Genomic DNA, 23585 nt, shown 5'->3' on the forward strand with positions numbered 1-23585 from the left:
TGCTTCGCGGAACCTTCACAACCGGCCCGGCGCGGCGTACCGTTGCGCCACCCCTCGACCCGCTCTATCCTCGCGATGTATCGACTCGATACGTCGAGTCTGACATCACCGTCACGGTCCGTCGTCGAGCAGCCGGAGGGAGGCCGCCGTGCGCAGCAGGTCCACCGTGCTCGAGACGGCGATCCTCGGGCTCCTCAACGAGTCTCCCCTGCACGGGTACGAGCTGCGCAAGCGTCTCAACCTCCTGCTGGGGTCGTTCCGCGCGTTCTCGTACGGGACGCTCTACCCCGCGCTCAAGTCGCTGCAGGCGCGGGGCCTGATCGAGACGGCCGACCCCGAGCCCGCGGCGACCACCACGCGGGGCGCGACGCGCCCCGCGGCCGGGCGACCGCCGTCGGGCACGAAGGCTCCGCTGGCGACCGGACGCCGGGGCCGGATCGTGTACCGGCTCACCGCGGAGGGCAAGGAGCACCTCCAGACGGTCCTGTCGTCGTCCGGGCCCGCGGCCTGGGAGGACGAGAGCTTCGACGTGCGGTTCGCGCTCTTCGCGCAGACCGACGCCGAGACCCGCCTCCGCATCCTCGAAGGCCGGCGCACCCGGCTGACCGAGCGCCTGGAAGCGGTCCGGGAGTCCGCCGCCCGCACCCGCGAGCGGCTCGACGAGTACACGCTCGAGCTGCAGCGGCACGGGCTCGAGCAGGTCGAGCGTGAGGTGCGCTGGCTCGACGCACTCATCACCACGGAGCGCGACCGCGTGCGCGGCCGCGATCGAGACCACACCGCCGGGGCGCCCGACGCCCCGGCCCCGAGAAACAAGGAGCGAGGATGACCTCCGTCCGCGTTGCCATCGTCGGCGTCGGAAACTGCGCATCGTCCCTGGTCCAGGGCGTGCAGTTCTACCGCGACGCCGACCCGTCCGACACCGTCCCGGGTCTCATGCACGTGCAGTTCGGCGACTACCACGTGCGCGACCTCGAGTTCGTGGCGGCGTTCGACGTCGACGCGAAGAAGGTCGGGTTCGACCTCGCCGAGGCGATCAACTCCTCGGAGAACAACACCATCAAGATCGCCGACGTCCCGCCGACGGGCGTCATCGTCCAGCGCGGCCACACGCTCGACGGTCTCGGCGACTACTACCGCGCCACGATCGACGAGTCCGACGCCGATCCGGTCGACGTCGTCCAGGTGCTCAAGGACGCGAAGGTCGACGTCCTCGTCTCGTACCTCCCGGTGGGCTCCGAGGAGGCCGACAAGTTCTACGCGCAGTGCGCGATCGACGCGGGCGTCGCGTTCGTCAACGCCCTGCCGGTCTTCATCGCGTCCGACCCCGTGTGGGCGAAGAAGTTCGAGGACGCGGGCGTGCCGATCGTCGGCGACGACATCAAGTCGCAGGTCGGCGCCACCATCACGCACCGCGTGCTCGCGAAGCTCTTCGAGGACCGCGGCGTCATCCTCGACCGCACGTACCAGCTCAACGTCGGCGGCAACATGGACTTCAAGAACATGCTGCAGCGCGACCGCCTCGAGTCGAAGAAGGTCTCCAAGACCCAGTCGGTCACCTCGAACCTCACCGGCCCGCTCGGCGGCAAGGTCGAGGACCGCAACGTCCACATCGGCCCGTCGGACTACGTCGCCTGGCTCGACGACCGCAAGTGGGCCTACGTGCGCCTCGAGGGCCGCGCGTTCGGCGAGGTCCCGCTGAGCCTGGAGTACAAGCTCGAGGTGTGGGACTCCCCCAACTCCGCCGGCATCATCATCGACGCGATCCGTGCCGCGAAGATCGCCAAGGACCGCGGCATCGGCGGCCCGATCCTGTCGGCGTCGACGTACTTCATGAAGTCCCCGCCCGTCCAGATGGAGGACACCCAGGGCCGCGCGCAGGTCGAGGCCTTCATCCGCGGCGAGGTCGAGCGCTGAGTCTTACTCGCGAGGTAGCGCGTTCTCTCGCGAGGTAGCGCGTTCCGCGCCGAGGTAGCGCCAGGGCGCCCGACGACGGCACTTTCGCCCGTCGTCGGGCGTTCTGCGTCCTGCATCGCGCGCTACCTCGCGAGCGGACGCGCTACCTCGCCGGACCAAGCGCTACCTCGCCGGACCAAGCGCTACCTCGCCGGATCGTGCGCTACCTCGCGGCCTGGTGCGCTACCTCGACGTGAAAGGCTGAGGCCGTGGGTGGGATCACCGAGACCTGGCGCGAGCTGCGCGCGCTGCTGCGGCTGGACGGGTTCCGCAAGCTCTTCGCCGTGCGGCTCGTCTCGCAGGCGGGCGACGGCATGTTCCAGGTCGGGCTCGCGTCGTTGCTCTTCTTCTCGCCCGAGCGCGCGGGCACGGCGCCGGCGATCGCGGGCGCGTTCGCGGTCATGCTCGCGCCGTTCACGCTCGTCGGGCCGTTCGCCGGCGTCTTCCTCGACCGTTGGCGGCGCCGGCAGGTGCTCGCAGCGGGCAACGCGGTGCGGCTCGTCGTCGCTGGCGCGATGGCGACCGTCATGCTCACGGCCGGCCTCGCGGGCGTGGCGGAGGCGTGGATCATCGTCCTGGCGCTCGTGGCGCTGAGCGTCAACCGGTTCCTGCTCGCCGGACTCTCCGCGGGCCTGCCCCGCGTCGTCGACGGTCCGCTCCTGCTCACGGCCAACTCGCTCACGCCCACGCTCGGCGCGGGCGCCGCGTTCCTCGGCGGCGGCGTCGGCTTCGTCATCGGGCTGGGCATCCCGGCCGGCCCCGTGCACGACGCCGCGGCGCTGGTGTGCGCGGCGCTCGTCTTCGGCGCGGCCGCGGCCCTCGCGCTGCGCCTCGCTCCCGACCAGCTCGGCCCCGAGCACCCGTCGCGCGAGCGGCTGGGTGCCGAGCTCGCCGCGGTCGCGCGCGGCCTCGCCGACGGCGCCCGCTACCTCGTGCGGCGCCGCACGCCGGGTCAGGGCCTCCTCGTCATGGCCGTGCACCGCTTCCTCTACGGCGTGGTCTTCATCGCGTCGATCCTCATCTCGCGCAACCTGCTGTCCGCGCCGGGCGACACGGCCGGCGGCCTGGCGACGTTCGGGCTCGTGATCGCGATGACCGGCGTCGGCGGGGCGTGCGCCGTCCTCGTCACGCCGGTGCTGTCCCGGTACACGGGCCCGCAGGCGTGGATCGCGATCGTGCTCGCGGGCGCGGGCGCGTCCCAGCTGCTGCTCCTGCCGCAGCCCACGCGCACGACCGTGCTGCTCGCGGCCGGCCTGCTCGGTCTCGCGGCGCAGAGCGCCAAGATCGCCGTCGACACGATCGTCCAGCGCGACACGCACGACGACTACCGCGGCCGGGCCTTCGCCTTCTACGACGTGCTCTACAACGCGGCGTTCGTCGGCGCCGCGACGCTCGCGACCGTCGTCGTGCCCGACGACGGGTGGTCGCCCGCCCTGTTCGGCGGGCTCGCCGTCGCGTACGTCGCGGTCGCGGCCGTCATGGCGCTGCGCGGCGCGCGGACGCCCGCGCACGCCGACGTGGCGCCCGCGCGCACCGCCGGGGCCGCGTCGAGCGGCGACCGATGAGTCGTGGCCCGAAAAGCCGTCGACCCCCTCGTGCGGAATACCGCACGATGAGACAGGTTTCACCAACGTAGGTCGTGCGCAGCGTCGCCCGCGGTCTCACCATCGGCATCCGGAGGGGACATGGACGGACAGACTCAGGCGGCACCACCGAGCGACAGACCCGTGGCGACGGACGCACCCGCGCCGGCGCCGGGCACGCGGACCGGGCACGACGACCGCCTCTCGCGCGAGAACTTCCTCGTCGTCGCGCTGCTGCTCGCGTCCGGGTTCGTCGTCATCCTCAACGAGACGACGATGGGCGTGGCGCTCCCGCCCATCATGGACGAGCTCGGCATCACCGCGTCGACGGGCCAGTGGCTCACGACGGCGTTCATGCTCACCATGTCGGTGGTCATCCCGACGACGGGCTGGCTGCTCCAGCGGCTCGGCACGCGCGGCGCGTTCATCCTCGCGATGTCGCTGTTCAGCGCCGGCACGCTGCTCGCGGCCCTGTCCCCCGGCTTCGGCCTGCTCGTGACCGCGCGCGTCGTCCAGGCGTCCGGCACCGCGATCATGATGCCGCTGCTCATGACCACGATCATGACCGTCGTGCCGCCGCACCACCGCGGCCGCGTCATGGGCAACGTGTCGCTCGTCATCGCCGTCGCGCCCGCGCTCGGGCCGACGATGTCCGGCGCCGTCGTCACCTCGCTCGGCTGGCGCGCGGTCTTCTGGGTCGTGCTGCCGATCGCGCTCGCGGCGCTCACCGTGGGTGCGGTGCTCGTGCGCGACGTCGCCGACCGGTCGCGGCAACGCCTCGACCTGCTCTCGCTGCTGCTCGCGACCGTCGCGTTCGGCGGGCTCGTCTACGGCCTGTCTGCCCTCGGCGAGTCCGCGCGGCACGCGATGCCGGTGTCGCCGGCCGTGCCGCTCGGCGTCGGGACGGCGGTGCTCGCCCTGTTCGTGTGGCGCCAGCTCGTGCTCCAGCGCACCGACGCGGCGCTGCTCGACCTGCGCGTGTTCCGCGCCAAGGGCTTCGCGCTCGGCGTGGGGATCCTGTCGGTGAGCATGATCGCGATGTTCGGCGCGATCATCCTCATCCCGCTCGTGCTGCAGCAGGCCATGGGGCTCGCGCCGCTCACGAGCGGCCTGGTGCTGCTGCCGGGCGGCCTCGCGATGGGTCTGCTGGGCCCGGTGGTCGGCAACCTCTACGACAAGGTGGGCCCCCGGCCGCTCGTGCTCCCGGGCGTCGCGGGCGTCGGCGTGTCGATGCTGCTCTTCGCGATGCTCACGCCGACGTCGCCCGTCGTCATGGTGCTCGTGGCCAACCTCGCGCTGAGCCTCAGCCTCGCGCTCGTGTTCACGCCGGTGTTCACGACGGCGCTCGGCGGCCTGCAGCCGCGGCTCTACTCGCACGGTTCCGCCGCGATCAGCACGGTGCAGCAGCTCGCGGGCGCCGCCGGCACGGCGCTGTTCGTCGCGATCCTCACGCTCCGGGAGGTCGCGCTGCTCGACGGCGGCACCTCGGCCCCGTACGCCCTGACCGGCGGCGCGCGGACCGCGTTCGTCGTCGGCGCCGTCGTCATGATCGGTGCGGTGCTCCTCACGACGCGGCTGCGGCGGCCGCCGTCACCCGAGGGCGCGGGCGGCCCGGCCTTCCACTGAGCGCTACCCCGCGGAGGAGCGGGCGGCCCACCACGCCTTGAGCTCGTCGGTCGCCCGCTCCTCACCGAGCGGTCCGTGCTCCATGCGCAGCGCGAGCAGGTGCTTGTACGCCGCGCCGACCTCCGGGCCCGGCGGGATGCCGAGGATCGCCATGATCTGCGTGCCGTCGAGGTCCGGGCGGATCGCGTCGATCTCCTCCTGCTCGCGCAGGCGGGCGATGCGGTTCTCGAGGTCGGTATAGGCGTCGGCCAGGCGCTTGGCCTTGCGCTTGTTGCGCGTCGTCGAGTCGGCGCGCGTGAGCCGGTGCAGCCGCTCGAGCAGCGGGCCGGCGTCGGTCACGTAGCGGCGCACGGCCGAGTCGGTCCACTGGCCCTCGCCGTACCCGTGGAAGCGCAGGTGCAGCTCGACGAGCCGCGCGACGTCCTTGACGACCTGCTTCTCGTACTTGAGCGCCCGCAGCCGCTTGGCGACGAGCTTGGCGCCGACGACCTCGTGGTGGTGGAAGCTGACCCCGCCGCCGGGCTCGAACCGCCGCGTGGCCGGCTTGCCGACGTCGTGCAGCAGCGACGCGAGGCGCAGCACGAGGTCGGGGCCGGGCACGGGCCCGTCCGGGCCGGTCTCCTGCGCGATGGCCTGCTCGAGCACCGTGAGCGAGTGCTCGTAGACGTCCTTGTGCCGGTGGTGCTCGTCGATCTCGAGGCGCAGCGCGGGCAGCTCGGGCAGCACGTGGTCGGCCAGCCCGGAGTCGACGAGCACCTCGAGGCCCGCGCGCGGCGACGGCGCGCAGATGAGCTTGGTCAGCTCGGCCTGGACGCGCTCGGCCGAGACGATCTCGATGCGCGGCGCCATGTCGACGATCGCCGCGCGCGTCGCCTTGTCGACGCCGAACCCCAGCTGGGCGGCGAACCGCGCGGCGCGCAGCATGCGCAGCGGGTCGTCGTCGAACGACCGCTCGGGGGCGATCGGCGTGCGCAGCACCCGGCGCGCGAGGTCCTCGAGCCCGCCGAACGGGTCGACGAACGTCAGCTCGGGCAGGCGTACCGCCATGGCGTTCACGGTGAAGTCGCGGCGCGAGAGGTCGCCCTCGAGCGTGTCGCCGAACGCGACCACAGGCTTGCGCGACGCGGGGTCGTACTCGTCGCTGCGGTACGTCGTGACCTCGACGACGACGTCGGCCTCCGCGTCCTCGCCGCGCCCGCGGGCGAAGCGGCGCGCCCCGATGGTGCCGAACTCCTTGCCGATGTCCCAGTGCGCGTCGCCCCAGCGGGACAGGAGCGCCTGCGTCTCGTCGGGCGTGGCCGACGTCGCGAAGTCGAGGTCGTTGCTCGCGCGGCCCAGGAACGCGTCCCGGACGGGGCCGCCGACGAGCGCGAGCTCGTGACCGGCGGACCGGAACACCTCGCCCAGCTCGATGGCGGCGGGGGCGAGCTCGGTCAGCACGGCGAGGGCGCGGCGCAGCAGGTCCTGCTCAGGGGTCGACACGGCGTCCCATCCTCCCAGATGCCCGCCGTCCGGGCGATCCTCGGCCGCGGGGTGTGACGGAGGGCATGCGCGTTCTCGGTAGGGTGGGCGGTATGTCTTCCCCGGTACCGGCGAGCGGCCGCCCCGAGCGCCGCCGTGCCGTGCCGGTCCCCCTCCCGCCGGGCGGGCACCCGCTCAAGGTCGACCCGGCGCGCCTCCACCCCGGCCCGGACGGCCACGGGGGCACCGTCGCTCCGCCCGCTCCGTCGCTGCCGATCGTCGAGGAGACGTCGGCGGGCGGCCTCGTGGTCGAGAGGACCCGCGACGGCCTGCGCGCCGCCGTCATCGTGCGCCGCAACCGCGGCGGCCGGCTCGAGTGGTGCCTCCCGAAGGGCCACCTCGAGGGCTCCGAGACGCCGGCCGAGGCGGCCGTGCGCGAGATCCGCGAGGAGACGGGCATCCGCGGGACGATCCGGGCCGAGCTGGGCGTCATCGACTACTGGTTCACCGGGGAGGACCGTCGCGTCCACAAGGTCGTGCACCACTTCCTGCTCCGGTCGGAGGGTGGCGTCATCAGCGCCGACGGCGACCCGGACCGCGAGGCGGAGGACGCCCTGTGGGTCGCGGTCGACGAGCTGCCGCAACGGCTGTCCTACCCCAACGAGCAACATCTGGCGGTGACCGCCCAGCAAGTGCTGGCCCGGAACCCCGGTCTCGTGGGGTGAGGCGGCGGTGAGCTCGTCGGTGCCTCGTCTCCTGCGCGCCCTCGTGGCGCTGGGGGTCCCGGTCGCGACGCTGCTCGGGCCGCTCGCGGCGCTCCCCGCGGCGGGAGCCGAGCCGCGGGCGGCCGTGACGACGTCGGCCCACGACGGCGTCACGGTCGAGCTCGTCTCGTCGACCCCGACGGTGGCCGGCCCCGGCGACACCGTCCGCGTCACCGTCCGCGTCACGAACGAGGGCCCCGAGCCGGTCGAGGACCTCGACGTCGACCTCGGGGCCGGGTGGCGCCCCGTGACGTCGCGCGAGGCCCTCGCGCGCTGGGCCGACGAGGAGTCGAACCGCACGGCGGGCACGCGGCAGGCGACCGAGACGGTCGAGGCGGTCCCGCCCGGCGGCTCGGCCGACGTCACGCTCGAGATGGACGTCGACGCCGACCTGCAGCTGCGCTCCGACGCACCCTGGGGTCCGCGTCAGATGTCGGTCGCGGTCCGCGACGCCGAGGGCACCGCCGACGTGCTGCACACGTTCTTCCTCTTCGACCCCGTCGACGGCACGGGCCCGGCGTCGCCGCCCGCCGAGATCCGCCTCAGCGTCCTGGCGCCGGTGACCGGCCCCCCGCTCGACCCGGCCGACCCGGAGGCCTACGCGGCCGGCGTGGACGTGCTCACGGCGCCGGGCGGCGGCCTCGCGGGCACGCTCGACCTCGCGGTGCCCGACGGCGGAGGCCCGGCCGTGTCGCTCGCGGTCGACCCCGCGGTGGTCGCCACCGCGGCGTCGTCGGACGACACCGAGACGCTCGCGTGGGCCGACGCGATCAGCGGTACCGGCACCTCGGCGGGCCCCGCGCCCGACGTCGTGACCCTCCCCGCGCTCGACCCCGACCTCGGGGCGCTCGCGCACGCGGGCCTGAGCGACGACGGCATCGCCGCGGCCGCGAACCCCGAGCTCGGCGTCGGCGGGTGGGAGCCCCCGTCGGCGTGGTCGACGTCGCTCGCGTGGCCCGTCGGGGCGCCCGACGTCGAGACCCTCGGTGCCGCGCGCGCCGCGGGCGCCGACCACGTGCTCGTCCCGGACGGGCTCGAGACCCGCGGCGGAACCGCCGCGACCGCGCTCGCCCGCGTGGAGACGCCGCGCGGGCCGGTCTCCGCAGTGGTCGCCGACCCGTCCCTGTCCACGGCCCTGGCGGCCGCCGCGACCCGCGGCGCCGGCCCCACGCTCGCCGACGCCCGCCGCCTGCTCGCCGACACCGCGGTGCTGGCCAACCAGGCCGCGGCCCGCGTGCTCGCCCAGGGCGGCCCGGACGGCGAGCCCGTGCACGTCGTCGCCGCCATGCCGCGCGACTGGGCGCCGGACCCGGCCGCGATGCGCTCCCTGCTCGAGGAGCTCGAGGCGAGCGGCTGGGTCGACGTGGTGCCCTTCACCGACCTGCTCGACCGCCCGGCGCCCCGGGTCGAGGGGGAGCCGCTCCCGGGGTCGGAGCCGGACGCCGCCGAGCTCGACCCCGCGACCGTGCGCCGGCTCGCGGACGCGCGCGCCGCCGTCGACGCGTACGCGAGCGTCGCCGCCGAGCCGGCCACGCTCGCGGGCGGGATCGACGCGGCCCTCACCGCGCCGCTCGCGGTCGCGTACCGCTCGGCGCCCGACGCGCGCGGCACCGCCGTCGAGTCCGCGCTGGCCCGCGCCGACGAGCTCCGCGCCGGGCTGAGCGTCGTCCCGCGCGGGACGCCGACGCTCATCTCGGACACCGGGGACCTGCCCGTGCGCGTCCGCAACGACCTGCCCGTCGACGCGACGGTCACCGTCGTGCTGCGCCCGGACGACCCGCGGCTCGTCGTCGAGGACCGGCCGACCGTCGTCGTCCCCGCCGAGAGCGCGGTCGACGTGCCCGTACGGGTCCGCGCGATCGGCTCGGGCGACGTCGGCATCCGCGTGGAGGTCCTCGCGCCCAGCGGCACGCCGGTGCTCCAGCCGACGTCGTTCGAGGTGCGCGTGCGCGCCGGCTGGGAGACCGTCGGGACCGCGGTCGTCGCCGCGGCGATCGGGCTGCTGTTCGTGGGCGGGATCTGGCGTACCGTACGGCGCGGCCGGTCCGCGCGTCGCACCACGGGCGAGCGGGTGGCCCCGGCGCCCACCGAGGCCCCCGCGACCGCCCCCACGCCGGTGGTGCCGCCCCGCCAGAGCCAACCGGAGGACCACACCGCATGAGCGACAACCCCGCCGCGGACGGCGCGACCGAGACCGGCGCGCCGTCGGCACCCGAGCGCGCGAGCCTCGGACGCAGCTCGCTCGCGATGTCGCTGGGCACCGCCGCGTCGCGCGCGTCGGGGCTCGTGCGCACGATGCTGCTCGTCGGCTGCGTCGGCACGCTGGGCACGGTCGCCGACGCGTTCGACATCGCGAACAAGCTGCCCAACATGCTGTTCGCGCTCATCGCCGCGGGCGTCCTGCAGTCGGTGCTCGTGCCGCAGATCCTCAAGGCGATGCAGGCGCACAACGCGCAGGAGCGGCTCGACAAGCTGCTCAGCATCTCCGGGCTCGGCCTGCTCGTCGGCACGGTCGTGCTGGTCGCGGCGGCGCCCGTCGTCGTCCACCTGTACACGCTGCGCGAGGCGTGGACGCCCGAGGCGCGGCAGCTCGCGACCGTGTTCGCCCTGTGGTGCCTGCCGCAGGTGTTCTTCTACGGCCTGTACACGCTGCTCGGCCAGGTGCTCAACGCGCGCGGCCGGTTCGCGGCGTACGGGTGGGCGCCCGTCGCGAACAACGTGGTCTCGCTGATCGGCTTCGGGGCGTTCCTCGTCGTCTTCGGACGGGCACCCGAGGGCGGGATGAACGACCTCGGCGACTGGACGACGACGCAGACCGTGCTGCTCGGCGCCACGGCCACGCTCGGCATCGCCGTGCAGGCGCTGCTGCTCATCGTGCCGCTGCGCCGCTCGGGGTTCACGTGGCGGTTCCGCCTCGGCCTGCGCGGCATCGGCCTGCGCTCGGCGGGCAAGGTCGTCGGGTGGACGCTCGGGGCGGTCGCGCTCGAGCAGGTCGGCGTCTGGTACATGACGAACATGCTCGGCGGCGCGGGGCGCGCCGGGTCCGACGCGGGCGAGGCCGTCGCCGGAAACTTCGCGTACACCAACGCGATGACGATCTACCTGCTGCCGCACTCTCTCGTCGTGGTCTCGATCGTGACCGTGCTCTTCCCGCGCATGACCGCCGCGGTGCACCGCGGCGACCTCGACGCCGTCCGCCGCGACATGTCGGTCGGGCTGCGGTCGGCGGGCGTCTTCTCCGTGTTCTCGGCGGCGGCGCTGCTCGTGCTCGCCCAGCCGCTCACCCGCTCGCTCCTGCCGATCGCCGGCGAGGAGGACGTCGCGGCCGTCGCGCCGATCCTCCAGGCCATGGCGCTCGGCGTCGTGGGGCTCGGTGCGACCGTCATGGTGCGCCGCATGTACTTCGCGTTCGAGGACGGGCGCAGCATCTTCGTCATCCAGGTGATCGCGACCGCGACGTTCGTCGCCGCGCTCGTCGTCGCCGGCCTCACGCTGCCCGTCGATGCGTGGGCGATCGCCGCGGGCGGCGCCTACGCGCTGTCGACGTGGATCTCGGTGCTGCTGCGCATCCGCGGCATGCGGCGCAAGCTCCACGGCATCGACGGGCACCGGGTGCTGCGGCTCTACGTCCGCGCCGGGCTCGCCGCGGCGGTCGCGGGCGGGCTCGGGTGGCTCGTGGTGCGGCTCATGGACGGGTACGACGTCGCGTCGTGGCCGCACGCCCTCGGGGCGACCGCGGCGGCCGGCGTCGTCATGACGGTGGTCTACCTCGCGGGCCTCAAGCTGCTGCGCGTGCGCGAGCTCGACGACGCGCTGGCACCGATCCTGCGGCGCGTCAAGCGATGACGGCCCGCCCGTACGATGGTCGGACGGACGCCCCGTCCCGACCCACCGAGGAGGCCAGGTGACCACCGCACAGCCCGGAACCGTCGTGGTCGACCGCTACCGGCTGGACCGGCCCGCCGCGACCGACCTCGCGGCCGCCGAGGCCTGGGAGGCGCACGACCAGATCCTGGACCGGCCCGTCCGCGTCACCTTCGCCGCCGGGCCCAACGCCCCGGCCGCGCTCGACGCCGCGCGCCGGGCCGCGCTCGTCGCGGACCCGCGCCTGTCGCGCGTGCTCGACGTCGGCAGCCTCGACCTGGGCACGGGGCCGCAGGCGTACGTCATCACCGAGCCCTACACGGGGTCGTCGCTGACCGAGATCGTCTCGGGCGGTCTCGTGGACCCGCAGCAGGCCCGTGCCGTCGTGGGCGAGGCCGCCGCCGCGCTCGAGACCGCGCGCCGCCGCGGCGTCCACCACCTCGTGCTGCGGCCCGAGGCGGTGCGCGTCGACGGGCACCGGGTCGTCGTGACCGGGCTCGGGCTCGACGCCGGCCTCGCGGGCGTCGAGATGTCCGGCGACGACGCCGCCGCGGCGGACGCCCGGGCGCTCGTCGCGCTCGCCTACTACGCGCTCACCGCGCGCTGGCCCGGCGAGAGCCTCGACCAGCCCTGGATCGCGCCCGACGCCGTCCGGCCGCTGCCCGCCCAGACCGACGCGTCCGGCGTCGTGCCCGTCTCGACGCTCGTGCCGCACGTCGACGCCGAGCTCGACGCGCTCGTGCGCCGCACCTTCGCGGGCGACGGGTCCGAGGCCCCGTCGACGCCGGCCGAGGTCGTCGACGCGCTCGAGCCGTGGGGCGAGGTGTCGGTCGTCGCCGCGCTGCCGGGCTTCGTCCAGCCGCCCGCCGAGCAGCCCGTGCGCTCCTCCGTGCTCGGCACGCAGGCACCGGGCATGTCGCGACCCGGCACGCCGCCGCCCGCTCCCCCGGTCCGCCGGCCGCACTCGGGCCGCATCGCGCGCGCGGCAGCCGTCGGCGCGGGGGGCGGGTACGCCGCGGGCCAGGTGCAGGCTCCCGGGGCGCCGGGCGCCCCCGTGCCGCCAGCGCCCGCGGGTGACCCCGCGGCGACGCAGGCGTACGGGCACCCGCACGGGGCGGGTCCCGTCCCGACCGCCTACGCGGCCGGCGCGGGCGCGTACCCGCCCGCGGCGTACGCCGCCCCGCCCGTGACCGGGCCGCAGCCTGCCGCGCCCCCGCAGGGCCCCGGCACGCACCCGGAGACCGGTGGCTTCGCCACGACGCCGGTGCCGCGGCGCAAGGGCGTGAACCCGACGCCCATCGTCCTCGGCCTCGTCATCGTGGGCGTCATCGCCGGCGCGCTGTGGGCCGTGGGCCAGGCGCTCGCCCCGTTCGAGCCCGCGATCGAGACGAACCCGACCCCCACGGTCGCCGCCGAGCCCACGGGCGAGGCCGAGCAGGCGGAGGGCGAGGGTTCGCCGACACCGGAGGAGACCGAGGAGCCGGTCCGGCCCGTGATCGAGTCGGGCGACCAGCTCGACCCGCTCGTCGACGGCGACGGCGAGCACCCCGAGGCCGTCGAGCTGGCCTACGACGCCGACCCGTCGACGTTCTGGTACACCCGGACGTACCGCAACAACCCGGTGTGGGGCGGCTTCAAGACCGGCGCCGGCTACGTCGTCAACCTGCGCGAGCCCGCGCCCGTCACGACGATCCAGCTCAACACGAACTCGACCGGCGGCCGGTGGGAGATCCGCGCGACGACGGCCGAGGACCCGCAGGGCGGCACGCTCCTCGGCGAGGGCCAGTTCTCGGAGGTGACCGAGCTCAAGCTCGAGCAGCCCGAGGTGCTCACGTCGTTCGTCATCTGGATCACCGAGCTGCCCCAGAGCCAGGGCGAGTACCGCCTCGAGCTCAACGAGATCGTCGTGTCGTGAGACGGCTCGCGCGCTCGCGGGGGAACATCGAATAGTGTCGATGTGTTGAGGCGAACGGCCGGACTCTCCGGCCACCGACCAGTACTGCAGGAGTGAACGTGACCGACCAGCCGACCACCGCCGCCGACGTCACCACCGAGACCCCGGTCCACGACGTCGTGATCGTCGGCTCGGGACCGGCCGGCTACACCGCCGCGATCTACGCGGCGCGCGCAGGCCTGGCCCCCCTCGTCGTGGCGGGGTCCGTCACGGCGGGCGGCGCGCTCATGAACACCACGGAGGTCGAGAACTTCCCGGGCTTCCCCGCCGGGGTGCAGGGTCCCGACCTCATGGACGCCATGCGCGAGCAGGCGGAGAAGTTCGGTGCGCGCGTGCTGTGGGACGACGCCGAGACGCTCGAGCTGACCGGCGACGTCAAGACGGTCGTCACGGGCGGCGGCGAGACGTTCCGGGCGCGGACGGTCATCCTGGCCACGGGCTCGGCGTACCGCGAGCTCGGGCTGCCGGACGAGAAGCGGCTCTCGGGCCGCGGCGTGTCGTGGTGCGCCACGTGCGACGGGTTCTTCTTCCGCGACCAGCACATCGCCGTCGTCGGCGGCGGTGACAGCGCGATGGAGGAGGCGACGTTCCTCACCCGTTTCGCGTCGAAGGTCACGGTCGTCCACCGTCGCGACGCGCTGCGCGCCTCGAAGATCATGGCCGACCGCGCCCTGGCGGATCCCAAGATCGAGTTCGCCTGGAACAGCGAGGTCGTCGGCATCTCCGGTGAGAACAAGGTCACCGCGCTCACGCTGCGCGACACGGTGACCGGCGCCGAGCGCGAGCTGCCCGTCACCGGCCTGTTCGTGGCGATCGGCCACGACCCGCGCACCGACCTCGTCAAGGGCCAGGTCGACCTCGACGACGAGGGCTACATCCTCGTCGAGGGCCGATCGACCCGGACGAACCTGCGCGGGGTCTTCGCGTGCGGCGACGTCGTCGACCACACCTACCGCCAGGCCATCACCGCGGCCGGCTCCGGCTGCGCCGCGGCGCTCGACGCCCAGGCGTACCTGACCGAGCTCGCGGACGCCGCGGGCGAGGCCGACGTCGCGGGCACTCCTGCCGTCCCCAACCCGGACGGTCTTCCTGCCGCCCTCCAGCAGGTCGGCTGAGCCGCCCCCGTCGATAAGAAGGAGCATCCTTCATGGCATCCACGGTCGTTGTCACCGACGACACCTTCCGAAGCGAGGTCCTCGAGTCCGACGTGCCGGTGCTCGTCGACTTCTGGGCCACGTGGTGCGGCCCGTGCCGCATGGTCGCGCCCATCCTCGAGGAGCTCGCCGAGGAGTACGAGGGCAAGATCAAGATCGCGAAGCTCGACACCGACGCCAACCAGGCCACGACCATGGCCTACGGCATCACGTCCATCCCGACCCTCAACATCTACCGCGGGGGCGAGGTCGTGAAGTCGATCATCGGGGCGCGCCCCAAGCGGGCGCTCGTCGAGGAGATCGAGTCGGTCCTCGCCTCCGTCTGAGGCGCTGCACGACGGCGGTCGCACGCGGTCCCCGGACCGCGGCGGCCACCGTCGTCGTTACCACAGGATGTCTCTCTCCGCGGCGCGGTCACGGATCCTCCACGCGTGGCGTGCGACACTGGGGGGCGTGACCGAGCAGCCCATGACCCCCGAGCACTCCTCCGGCACGCGCCTGGACCCCTGGTTCGGCGCGTACGCGGAGCGAGCGCACGGGATGCGGGCGTCGGAGATCCGGGCCCTGTTCGCCGTGGCGAACAGGCCCGAGGTCGTGTCGCTCGCGGGCGGCATGCCGTTCATCGAGGGGCTCCCGCTCGACGTCATCGGCGAGGCCATGCAGCGCCTCATCCGGACCAAGGGCACCACCGCACTCCAGTACGGCTCCGGCCAGGGCGAGGAGTCCCTGCGCGAGAAGATCCTCGACGTCGTCGCGCTCGAGGGCGTCGAGGCGCACCCGGACGACGTCGTCGTCACGACCGGGTCGCAGCAGGCGCTCGACCTGGTGACCCGCATCTTCGTCGACCCGGGCGACGTCGTGCTCGCCGAGGCGCCGTCGTACGTGGGGGCGCTCGGTGTCTTCCGCTCCTACCAGGCCGACGTCGTGCACGTCGAGATGGACGCCGACGGCCTCGTGCCGGCCGAGCTCGAGGCGACGCTCACGCGGCTCGAGTCCGAGGGGCGGCCCGTCAAGCTGCTCTACACCATCCCGAACTACCAGAACCCGGCGGGCGTCACGCTCTCGCTCGAGCGACGCCCGCAGGTGCTGGAGATCTGCCGCCGGCACGGCGTGCTCGTCGTCGAGGACGACCCGTACGGCCTCCTGGGCTTCGAGGGCGACCCGCTGCCGGCGCTGCGCTCGTACGACGCCGAGGGCGTCCTCTACCTCGGGTCGTTCTCCAAGACGTTCGCGCCCGGGTACCGCGTGGGCTTCGTCATCGCGCCCCACGCCGTGCGGGAGAAGCTCGTCCTCGCGAGCGAGTCGTCCATCCTCTCCCCCTCGAACGCCTCGCAGCTCGCGGTCGACACATACCTGGAGACGTGCGACTGGCGCGGCCAGATCAAGACCTACCGCGAGATGTACCGCGACCGGCGCGACGCACTGGTCGGGGCGCTCTCGGAGCACCTTCCGTCGGCGTCGTGGAACGTGCCGGGCGGCGGGTTCTTCGTGTGGGTGCGGCTGCCCGAAGGGCTCGACGCCAAGTCGATGCTGCCCCGCGCGGTCACGGGACGGGTCGCCTACGTCCCGGGCACGGCGTTCTACTACGACGGACGCGGTGCCGGGCACATGCGCCTCTCGTTCTGCTACCCGACGCCGGAACGCATCCGCGAGGGCGTGCGCCGCCTCGCGGCCGTCGTCAACGCCGAGGCGGAGCTGGTGCAGCTCTTCGGCACGTCGGCGCGGCCGGACGACGACCCGACCGACGTCGAGATCCCGTCGCCCGACCTCGCCTGACCTGCGTCTCCGCGTAGCATCGCTGCGTGGCTCACGTCCGCCCGACTTCGACAGGTGACTCCTCGATGACCTCGACCGCCCGTGCGACAGCTCCCACCGACGCCGTGGACGCCGCTCCCGACAGTTCGGCCATGTCGGACTCGTCGGGACGCCGCCTCGGCCCGGTGGTCGTGCTCGCCGGCGGCCTCTCGCACGAGCGTGACGTGTCGCTGCGCTCGGGCCGGCGCGTCGCCGAGGCGCTCCGCGCCGCGGGTCTCGAGGTGCAGCTCCACGACGTCGACGCCGACCTGCTCGCCTTCCTGCGCGAGACGCGGACCGCGGTGGTCTGGCCCCTCCTGCACGGTGCGAGCGGCGAGGACGGTTCGATCCGCGACGTCCTCGACCTAGTCGGCCTCCCCTACGTGGGAAGCGGCCCCCGCGAGAGCCGCGCCGTCTGGAACAAGCCGGTCGCGAAGGCCGCGCTCCTGGCCGCAGGCATCGACACACCCGCCTACGTCACCCTTCCCCAGGCGCTCTTCCGCGACCTCGGGGCCCAGGCTGTGCTCGACGCCGTGGTCGAGCGTCTCGGGCTGCCGCTGGTCGTCAAGCCGGTCCAGGGCGGCTCCGCGCTGGGCGTGACCCGCGTCGAGACGGCCGCCGAGTTCCCTCGCGCCATGGTCAACTGCTTCGCGTACGGCGACACCGCGCTCATCGAGCGTGCGATCGACGGCATCGAGCTTGCCGTGTCGGTGCTGGACGGGCCCGACGGTCCGGAGGCCCTGCCCGCGGTCGAGATCGTCACCGAGGGCGCCTACGACTACGACGCGCGGTACAACCCCGGCCCCGTCGAGTACTTCGCGCCGGCGCGGCTCACCCCGGACCAGGCGGCGCACGTCGCGGACGTGGCGGTCCGCGCGCACCGGGCGCTGGGCCTGCGGCACCTGTCACGGACCGACATGATCCTCCCGGCCGACGGACCGGCCTCGGTGCTCGAGATCAACGTCGCACCGGGGATGACGGAGACGTCGCTCCTCCCCCAGGCCGTCGCCGCCGCGGGGCTCGAGCTCCCGGTCGTCTACCGGCAGCTTGTCGAGCACGCCGTCCCGGTACGCGGGTAGTCCAGGCGGGCGCACCGCCTGCTGTCGGCTGTTGCCGTTCGCTGGTGCTGTTTCACGTGAAACGGCAACGCTTCGCCCGGCCGGTCTCGATCGCGTTTCACGTGAAACACCGCGCCGACGCCGCGGGCGCAAAAGAAGAGCCGGGGCGTTTCACGTGAAACACCCCGGCTCTCCCTCGTCGAGCTAGCCCTTGAGCAATCCAGGATCGTCAGGAACCATCACCGCGAGAATGCGGTTCAGGTCCTCCACAGAGGCGAACTCGACCGTCATGCGGCCCTTGGTCTTGCCGACCGTGACCTTGACCCGCGTCTCGAATCGGTCGGAGAGACGGGTCGCGAGCTCGTCCACCGCCTCGCTCCGCTGACCCGCGCGCGGCGATCGACGCTTGGGCTTCTCGTCCGCCCCGTCGACCATCATCGTGACGATCTCCTCGGTCGCACGGACCGAGAGCCCTTCGGACACGATGCGCTGAGCGAGCCGCTCGATCTCTGCCCCGTCCGTGAGCCCCAGAAGGGCCCGCGCATGTCCGGCCGACAGGACGCCCGCGGCCACGCGGCGCTGCACCAGCGGCGGCAGCTTCAGCAGGCGCAGCGTGTTCGAGATCTGGGGACGCGACCGTGCGATCCGTGAGGCCAGCTCCTCGTGCGTGCACCCGAAGTCGTCGAGCAGCTGCCGGTAGGCCGCGGCCTCCTCCAGGGGGTTGAGCGCCGCCCGGTGCAGGTTCTCGAGCAGCGCGTCACGCAGCATGTCCGAGTCCTCGGTCGACCGGATGATCGCCGGGATCGTGTCGAGGCCGGCCTCGGTGGCGGCGCGCCACCGCCGCTCGCCCATGATGAGCTCGTACTCCCCCGGCCGCTCCTTGTCCGGCCGGACCACGATCGGCTGCAGCACGCCGATCTGACGGATGGAGTCGACGAGCTCGTCCAGCTCGCCCTCGTCGAAGACGGTCCGCGGCTGCCAGGTGTTCGGCCGGATCGAGCCGACGGGGATCTCGGCGAAGGTGGCGCCGGGGACGGGGACCAGGTCGGGCTCCGTTTCACGTGAAACGTCGCCCGGCTCGGGCTCGTTCGCCGTGGCGTCCGCCGCCGGGTCGCTCACCTCGATGCTGCTCACGAGACCCAACTCAGGACCCAGGTACTCGGGGCCGTGCCGCACGGCGGAGTCCTCGACGGCTCCCGACTCGAGACGCGTCGCGAGCGCGCCGAGCTCCGCGATCGGGTCCGGCGTGCGCTCACCCGGCTCCGTCTCGCTGATGTCCGTCTCGCCAGGCTCCGACTCGGCCGTGCCGGACGCACGGTCGGCACCGACGGTGCGGATCTTGAGCCGGCCGCCGGCGATCGCCGAGTCCCACGTGCGCGTCCGCGTCGAGGCGCGCACTCCGGAGTCCGCGCTCGATCCGGAGTCATCCGTCTCGGACCGCGTGTCCGGGACCGCGGCGAGTGCCGAGGATCCGGCGGTGCCGTTGGTCGCCTTGTCGCCGCTCGGGAAGAACACGTCGACGGGCCGCTCGCCCTCGGGAGCCGACGGGATCAGTGCACCCAATCCGCGGCCGAGTCCTCGCCTCTTCTGGCTCATCCCAGATCCTCCTGCACCGTCGTCCGGTGGTCGCCCGTCATCGTGCCTCCATCGTCCTACCGATCATGACGTGCGCCGGTGAGCACCGGCCGGCGTCCTTCGTCGTGTCGCCCGCGCGACCCACGCGGTCGCCCCGGACGTCGCCCATACGCGAGGTTACGCGCATCATCGCAGGTCAGCGCGCTGAACGGCGCGCTCCGCGATCTCACGAGCGGCTTCGAGATAGGCGAGCGCACCCGTCGAACCGGGGTCGTAGGTCATCACCGTCTGCCCGTGACTGGGTGCCTCGGAGATGCGCACCGACCGCGGGACGGTGGTCCTGAGCGTCTGGCGCGGAAAGTGCTCGCGCACCTCCTCCGCCACCTGCTGCGCCAAGTTGGTACGGCCGTCGTACATCGTCAGGAGGATCGTCGACACCGAGAGCTCAGGGTTGAGGTGCGCCCGGATGAGCTCGATCGTCTTGAGCAGCTGGCTCAGGCCCTCGAGGGCGTAGTACTCGCACTGGATCGGGATGAGCACCTCGCGTGCGGTCACGAAGGCGTTCACCGTCAGGAGTCCGAGGCTCGGCGGGCAGTCGACGAAGACGTAGTCGATGCGCTCCTCGCCGCGCTCGACCCGCTCGCGCAGATACGTGTCGAGGGCCCTGCGGAGCCGTGTTTCACGTGAAACCAGCGACACGAGCTCGATCTCGGCGCCCGAGAGGTCGATCGTCGCGGGGACGGCCCACAGGCCGGGGACGTCCGGGCACGCCTGCACCGTCGCCGCAAGGGGCTCGTCCTCCACGAGCACCTCGTAGATGGACGGGGTGCCCGCGCGGTGCTCGATACCGAGCGCCGTCGACGCGTTGCCCTGGGGGTCGTTGTCGACGACCAGCACGTTCAGGCCGGCCTGGGCAAGGCCGGCCGCGAGATTGACCGTGGTCGTCGTCTTGCCGACGCCGCCCTTCTGGTTGGCGACCGTCATGATCCTGGTCTCCGGCGGGCGCTCGAACTTTCGGCCCCGCAGGTCGATCCGCCGCCGTGCGTCCAGGGCGAGCTGGGCAGCGAGCGGTGTCGACTCGTCGACGTCGGGGACTGACGCGATGAGCGCGGCGCGGTGGTCCTCGCCCTGCTGCCCGTCGCCCCACGACAGGGTGAGGTCCGAAGCAGGGTCGGCACTGTCGTGCGCGAGCTCGTCGTCCGGACCCTCGTCACGCGCATCGTTGGCGACGGTGTCGGGACCCATGCTCACGGGCAACTCCTTCGGCGTCGGGGAGGAGGCGGTCGCGCGGCTGTCGCGCAGGTACCGCGCTCACTCTACGTTGTCGAAGCGGTCGGCGACCGCCGCAACACACAGGTCTCCCGAGCCGGCGCCGACGGTCATCGCGGCAGAGGTTTCACGTGAAACGTCCGCGGTGCGGACGCCTGGGTCAGCCGCGACGGATGCGGACGATCGTCGTCGATTCCACGCCCGGCACGGTCGTGCCCTCGAGGATCTCGGGCTCCGACGCCTTGAACGTGCGAAGCACCTTGCGCGCGGGGTCGATCTCCTGCGCGACGTTGCGTCCCTTGAGGACCACCATCTCCCCGCCCCGGCGCAGCAGCGGCAGACTCATGCGCGCGAGCTTCGACAGCGCCGCCACGGCTCGTGACGTCACCGCGTCCACCTCGAACGCATCGTGGTACTCCTCCGCCCGACCGCGCTTGACCTGCACGTTCGTCAGCCCCAGGTCGTCGGCGATCTCGGACAGCCACGCCGTGCGGCGCTCCATCGGCTCGATCAGGTGGACCTCCAGGTCGGGTCGCATGCACGCGATGACGATCCCGGGGAGGCCTGCGCCGGAGCCGATGTCGGCGACGCTCCGCGCGCCTGCCAGGTACGGCACCACTGCCGCCGAGTTGAGGATGTGTCGCTCCCAGAGTCGCGACACCTCGCGCGGACCGATGAGACCGCGCACCTCACCCTCGTCCCGCAGCCGGTCGTGGAAGCGGGCAAGGGGCTCGTAACCGACCCCGAGGAACGCGCGGACCTCGGGGCTCTCGCCGAGCGCCTCGTCGGCGACCGCGTCCGCGTGCTCGCCAGTACCCTCGAAGTCGTTCATCTCTGTGTGTCTCCCTCAGATCAAGGACGCGGCACGACGTCGCCCGCGCCACGACGCACCGTCGGCACGCCCGGACGCCACGAGGGTCCGCTGTTTCACGTGAAACAACGGACCCTCGTCACCGTACGTCAGTCGCCGTGCGGCGCCGGCCGGACCACGACGTAGCGCTCCGGCTCGACCCCGCGCGAGTCGCTGACCAGTCCGGACGCGGCCACGACGTCGTGCACGACCTTGCGCTCGAACGCGTTGAGCGGCTCGAGCTCGACCTCTTCGCCGCTCTCGCGAACCTGCGCGACGGCCTGCTCTGCGAGGCGCGTGAGCTCCTCGCGTCGCGCGGCGCGGAAACCCGCGACGTCGAGCATGAGGCGGCTCCGCTCCCCCGTGCGCGCCTGCACCGCGAGCCGCGTCAGCTCCTGGAGCGCCTCGAGCACCTCGCCGTCACGTCCGACGAGCGGGCGCAGCCCCTCGTCGTCGTCGGCGACGATCTCGACCGCCGCGCGACCGTGCCTGCTGTCGAGGTCGATGTCGCCGTCGAGGTCCGCGATGTCGAGCAGCTCCTCGAGGTAGTCGGCGGCGATCTCGCCTTCCTCCTCGAGCTGCTTCGTGCGGTCCCGATCGTTCTCGACCGCGGCGTCGGTACCCATCAGCTGATCCGTCCTCTCCTCGCCCACGAGGTCATTTCCGCTTCTGCCGGCTCTTGCGCTTGGGCTGCTGGCGCTGGCCCCGCGGCTTCTCCGGCTCGTCCGCCGGCTGCTCCTCCACGACGATGCCCTTGGCGGCAGCCTTTGCCGCGCGCTTCTCGTTGAGGATGCGCTCCGCCTCCGAACCGGGGGCCGGCATACGCTTGATGGTGTAGAACTGCTGGCCCATCGACCAGAGGTTGGTCACGGTCCAGTAGATGAGGACACCGACCGGGAAGTTCACGCCCGAGATCAGGAAGATGACCGGCAGGACGTACAGCATCATCTTCTGCGTGCTGGCCATCGGGCCCTCGAGGGCCGCCTTGGGCATGTTCTTCATGGTCAGCTGGCGCTGCGTGAAGAACGTCGTGGCGCTCATCGCGACGATGAGGAACAGGATGACGCCGCGCGCGAGCCAGTCGTCGGTCCGCATGAAGATGTCGGACAGCTGGGCGCCGAACAGGGTGGAGCTCTCGATGTCGCTCGCGACGCTCTGGTCGATCGGTCCGATCGAGTCGCGCGAGTACTCCCCCTCGGAGATCGCCTGGAGGCTGTTGAGCACCCGGAACAGCGCGAAGAACACCGGCGACTGGAGCAGGATCGGCAGGCACGAGGCGAACGGGTTCGTGCCGTGCTTCTTGTAGAGCTCCATGGTCTCCCGCGTCATCGCCTCACGGGACGCAGGGTCGGTCTTGCCCTTGTACTTCTTCTGGACCGCCTGGAGCTCCGGCTGCATCATCTGCATGCCGCGCGACGCCTTGATCTGCTTGAAGAACAGCGGGATCATCACGATCCGGATGACGATCACGAGGGCGACGATCGACAGCACCCAGGCGATGCCGGGGCCGGACGCGAGCCCCAGCGTGGTGAAGAGCGTGTGCGACCCGTACATGATCCAGGCCACGACCCACTCGATCGGGTAGAGGAACGCGAAGAAGTCCATCCCGAGTTGTCTCCTATGTCCGCAAGTGCGTGGGTCCCGGTGGCGCCGGCCGGGAGATCAGTGCGTGCGTGCGCCGCGGTGCTCGTCGCGAGAACGCGACGCGCGAGCCGGCGGTACGTCGTCGACACCGCCCAGGCTCCAGGGGTTGCACCGCAGGATGCGCCACAGCGCCATACCGGTCCCGCGCAGGGTCCCGTGCGTGCGGATCGCGATGATCGCGTACGTGGAGCACGACGGGTAGTACTTGCAGGTGGGCCCCGTGAGCGGGGAGAAGACCGCCTGGTAGACGCGGATCATCCCGATGAGGACGGCGGCGGGGACGCCGCGCAGCGCGTCACGGCCGTGCGCGAGGGTCGCGTTCGTCACGACGCTCCCTCGGCCGGGCGGGTGGGGCGGGAACGCGACCGCTCGACGGCCCTGTGGAAACCCTGGGCGACGTCACGATCGAGCTCGGAGTACGAAGCCTGCGCCGCCTGCGGCAGGGCCCGCACGACGGCGAGTGCGCCGTCGGGCAGCTCGTCCAGGTGCGCCGAGGCGGCGCTGCGGAGGCGGCGCTTCACCAGGTTCCGGTGCACGGCGTTCCCGACGGCCTTGGATACGACAAGACCGACCTGCGGCGGTCCCTCGGGCTCGTCGAGCGCGAGATGGACCACCACGGTCGATCGACCTGCACGCGTGCCGCGGCGCACCGCCCGTTCGAAGTCGACGGAACGGCGCAGTCGGTGCGCCGCGGGCAGCACGACTCAGGCAGAGAGCTCGGCGCGACCCTTGCGCCGGCGGTTCGCCAGGATGGCGCGGCCGGCACGGGTGCGCATGCGCAGCCGGAAACCGTGGGTCTTGGCACGACGGCGGTTGTTCGGCTGGAAGGTCCGCTTGCTCACGAGGTACTCCAAGAAACGTCGGGGAGGTACACCGTCAGTTCCTCGACGATGCAGGGCTGTTGCAGGCCGGCTCCAGCGCGAACGCGGGTGACGACCGGGCCGGCCCGAGGTGCGCGGCCCGCAGGCCCGAGGGCGCGCGAAAGTACCTGGAACGGCTGTCCGACGTTACGCGACACAGGCTCACCCGGTCA

Annotated in this window: 21 protein-coding genes; 12 read left to right on the plus strand and 9 right to left on the minus strand. The window is 72.9% G+C overall.

Going from position 1 to position 23585, the window contains the following annotated elements:
• Positions 1 to 148: 148 nt before the first annotated feature.
• The 4 genes from ISOVA_RS15130 to ISOVA_RS15145 all read left to right on the plus strand — a co-directional run bounded on the left by ISOVA_RS15130 (position 149) and on the right by ISOVA_RS15145 (position 5165).
• On the plus strand, positions 149 to 829 hold the full coding sequence (locus tag ISOVA_RS15130; RefSeq protein WP_013840069.1) for a PadR family transcriptional regulator: 681 nt from the start codon (positions 149 to 151) through the stop codon (positions 827 to 829).
• On the plus strand, positions 826 to 1917 hold the full coding sequence (locus ISOVA_RS15135; RefSeq protein ID WP_013840070.1) for an inositol-3-phosphate synthase: 1092 nt from the start codon (positions 826 to 828) through the stop codon (positions 1915 to 1917). The genes ISOVA_RS15130 and ISOVA_RS15135 overlap by 4 nt, the downstream gene beginning before the upstream one ends.
• Before the next feature lie 248 nt (positions 1918 to 2165).
• The gene (locus ISOVA_RS15140; RefSeq protein ID WP_013840071.1) at positions 2166 to 3521 is read left to right on the plus strand and encodes an MFS transporter; all 1356 of its coding nucleotides are present in this window, start codon (positions 2166 to 2168) and stop codon (positions 3519 to 3521) included.
• A gap of 120 nt (positions 3522 to 3641) precedes the next feature.
• Positions 3642 to 5165 carry an MDR family MFS transporter gene (locus ISOVA_RS15145; protein ID WP_013840072.1) on the plus strand — a complete coding sequence of 508 codons (1524 nt, stop codon included), beginning with the start codon at positions 3642 to 3644 and terminating at the stop codon, positions 5163 to 5165.
• 3 nt (positions 5166 to 5168) lie between these two features.
• Here the strand turns inward: ISOVA_RS15145 and ISOVA_RS15150 are convergent, their stop codons facing one another.
• Positions 5169 to 6647 carry a CCA tRNA nucleotidyltransferase gene (locus ISOVA_RS15150; RefSeq protein WP_013840073.1) on the minus strand — a complete coding sequence of 493 codons (1479 nt, stop codon included), beginning with the start codon at positions 6645 to 6647 and terminating at the stop codon, positions 5169 to 5171.
• 92 nt (positions 6648 to 6739) lie between these two features.
• Between ISOVA_RS15150 and ISOVA_RS15155 the strand changes: the two genes are divergently transcribed.
• From ISOVA_RS15155 to ISOVA_RS15190, 8 genes are all read left to right on the plus strand, one after another.
• A complete protein-coding gene (locus ISOVA_RS15155) occupies positions 6740 to 7351 on the plus strand; it encodes an NUDIX hydrolase (RefSeq protein WP_041294935.1) in 612 nt (203 codons plus the stop codon).
• 19 nt (positions 7352 to 7370) lie between these two features.
• A complete protein-coding gene (locus tag ISOVA_RS15160; RefSeq protein ID WP_186004556.1) occupies positions 7371 to 9551 on the plus strand; it encodes a DUF6049 family protein in 2181 nt (726 codons plus the stop codon).
• Positions 9548 to 11236, plus strand: coding sequence for a murein biosynthesis integral membrane protein MurJ (gene murJ / locus ISOVA_RS15165; protein WP_013840076.1), 1689 nt, complete (start codon positions 9548 to 9550; stop codon positions 11234 to 11236). Before ISOVA_RS15160 ends, murJ begins: the two co-directional genes overlap by 4 nt.
• A gap of 58 nt (positions 11237 to 11294) precedes the next feature.
• Positions 11295 to 13169 carry a protein kinase family protein gene (locus tag ISOVA_RS15775; protein ID WP_013840077.1) on the plus strand — a complete coding sequence of 625 codons (1875 nt, stop codon included), beginning with the start codon at positions 11295 to 11297 and terminating at the stop codon, positions 13167 to 13169.
• A 98-nt stretch (positions 13170 to 13267) separates the two neighbouring features.
• Positions 13268 to 14323: a thioredoxin-disulfide reductase gene (gene trxB, locus ISOVA_RS15175; protein ID WP_013840078.1), complete on the plus strand. Its 1056-nt coding sequence runs from the start codon at positions 13268 to 13270 to the stop codon at positions 14321 to 14323.
• 32 nt (positions 14324 to 14355) lie between these two features.
• The gene (gene trxA / locus ISOVA_RS15180; protein WP_013840079.1) at positions 14356 to 14688 is read left to right on the plus strand and encodes a thioredoxin; all 333 of its coding nucleotides are present in this window, start codon (positions 14356 to 14358) and stop codon (positions 14686 to 14688) included.
• A gap of 142 nt (positions 14689 to 14830) precedes the next feature.
• Positions 14831 to 16138: an aminotransferase-like domain-containing protein gene (locus ISOVA_RS15185; protein ID WP_049788503.1), complete on the plus strand. Its 1308-nt coding sequence runs from the start codon at positions 14831 to 14833 to the stop codon at positions 16136 to 16138.
• 131 nt (positions 16139 to 16269) lie between these two features.
• Complete coding sequence (locus ISOVA_RS15190; protein ID WP_013840081.1) at positions 16270 to 17235, plus strand: D-alanine--D-alanine ligase family protein; 966 nt, start codon at positions 16270 to 16272, stop codon at positions 17233 to 17235.
• Between the two features lie 183 nt (positions 17236 to 17418).
• Here the strand turns inward: ISOVA_RS15190 and ISOVA_RS15195 are convergent, their stop codons facing one another.
• From ISOVA_RS15195 to rpmH, 8 genes are all read right to left on the minus strand, one after another.
• Positions 17419 to 18810, minus strand: a complete 1392-nt coding sequence (locus tag ISOVA_RS15195; RefSeq protein ID WP_013840082.1) for a ParB/RepB/Spo0J family partition protein — start codon at positions 18808 to 18810, stop codon at positions 17419 to 17421.
• A gap of 165 nt (positions 18811 to 18975) precedes the next feature.
• Positions 18976 to 20040, minus strand: a complete 1065-nt coding sequence (locus tag ISOVA_RS15200) for a ParA family protein (RefSeq protein ID WP_013840083.1) — start codon at positions 20038 to 20040, stop codon at positions 18976 to 18978.
• A 178-nt stretch (positions 20041 to 20218) separates the two neighbouring features.
• Positions 20219 to 20890: a 16S rRNA (guanine(527)-N(7))-methyltransferase RsmG gene (gene rsmG, locus ISOVA_RS15205; RefSeq protein WP_013840084.1), complete on the minus strand. Its 672-nt coding sequence runs from the start codon at positions 20888 to 20890 to the stop codon at positions 20219 to 20221.
• 128 nt (positions 20891 to 21018) lie between these two features.
• The gene (locus tag ISOVA_RS15210) at positions 21019 to 21534 is read right to left on the minus strand and encodes a Jag family protein (protein WP_041294937.1); all 516 of its coding nucleotides are present in this window, start codon (positions 21532 to 21534) and stop codon (positions 21019 to 21021) included.
• A gap of 31 nt (positions 21535 to 21565) precedes the next feature.
• Positions 21566 to 22513, minus strand: a complete 948-nt coding sequence (gene yidC, locus ISOVA_RS15215; protein WP_013840086.1) for a membrane protein insertase YidC — start codon at positions 22511 to 22513, stop codon at positions 21566 to 21568.
• Positions 22514 to 22570: 57 nt separating this feature from the next.
• The gene (gene yidD / locus ISOVA_RS15780; protein WP_013840087.1) at positions 22571 to 22879 is read right to left on the minus strand and encodes a membrane protein insertion efficiency factor YidD; all 309 of its coding nucleotides are present in this window, start codon (positions 22877 to 22879) and stop codon (positions 22571 to 22573) included.
• Positions 22876 to 23253: a ribonuclease P protein component gene (rnpA, locus tag ISOVA_RS15225; RefSeq protein WP_041294938.1), complete on the minus strand. Its 378-nt coding sequence runs from the start codon at positions 23251 to 23253 to the stop codon at positions 22876 to 22878. Before rnpA ends, yidD begins: the two co-directional genes overlap by 4 nt.
• Positions 23254 to 23256: 3 nt before the next feature.
• Positions 23257 to 23394, minus strand: coding sequence for a 50S ribosomal protein L34 (rpmH, locus tag ISOVA_RS15230; RefSeq protein WP_013840089.1), 138 nt, complete (start codon positions 23392 to 23394; stop codon positions 23257 to 23259).
• Between the last annotated feature and the right edge of the window lie 191 nt (positions 23395 to 23585).

The sequence above is a fragment of the Isoptericola variabilis 225 genome, assembly GCF_000215105.1.
GTDB classification, from domain to species: Bacteria; Actinomycetota; Actinomycetes; order Actinomycetales; family Cellulomonadaceae; genus Isoptericola; species Isoptericola variabilis_A.